We start from the raw sequence: 833 nt of genomic DNA, 5'->3' as shown, positions 1-833 counted from the left end.
CCGCCCGACGTACATCATGTGCGCGTCCGCCGCCACCGGGTCGTCCTCCACGACCAGAACACGAATCGCCTGCTCGGCCGTCATACGTCACCTCTCGAAACCGCCGCGCCATGGGCACCGGCACCGTCCACCGAGCCACTTCCCCCGCCGGAACCGGTGCCTTCGCCTGAACCCGCCTGGTCCGCGGGGCCGGATCCTTGAGCGCTGCCGGACCCGCGGGCGGAGCGTGCCCGGTCAGCGGAGTCTGCCTGGTCCGTGGGGCCGCGTCCTTCACCGGTGCCGGACCCGTGGGCGGGGACTGTCCCGTCCGTGGAGCCTGCCCGGTCAGCCGAGCCGCTTCCTTCCGCGGTGTCGGACCTACGAGCGGAACCTACCCCCATGGCGGACCCAGCTCCCTGCGCGGGGCGAGCCCCGTCTGCGGGCCCGGGCCCGTGAGTGGCGTCCGCCCGGTCAGCGGTGCTTGTCTCCTGCGTGGCGTCCGCCCGGTCAGTGGTGCTTGTCTCCTGCGTGGGGCGAGCCCCGTCTGCGGGCCCGGGCCCGTGAGTGGCGTCCGCCCGGTCGGCGGTGCTTGTCTCCTGCGTGGTGCCCGTCCGGTCCGTGGTGCTTGTCTCCTGCGTGGGGCGAGCCCCGTCTGCGGGCCCGGGCCCGTGAGCGGCGTCCGCCCGGTCGGCGGTGCTTGTCTCCTGCGTGGTGCCCGTCCGGTCCGTGGTGCTTGTCTCCTGCGTGGGGCGAGCCCCGTCTGCGGGCCCGGGCCCGTGAGTGGCGCCCGTCCGGTCGGCGGCGCTTGTCTCCCGCGCGGCCCCCGCCCGGTCAGCGGCGCCAGCCCCCTGCGC

General features: G+C 75.6%; 1 pseudogene. It reads right to left on the bottom strand.

The features are described from left to right. Positions 1-84 (bottom strand): annotated as a pseudogene (locus EAO75_RS48130) (two-component system response regulator); the annotation flags it as partial. Between the last annotated feature and the right edge of the window lie 749 nt (positions 85-833).

The organism is Streptomyces sp. UW30, assembly GCF_008042075.1.
Taxonomy (GTDB): Bacteria; Actinomycetota; Actinomycetes; order Streptomycetales; family Streptomycetaceae; genus Streptomyces.
This window is presented reverse-complemented; position numbering and strand designations above follow the sequence as displayed.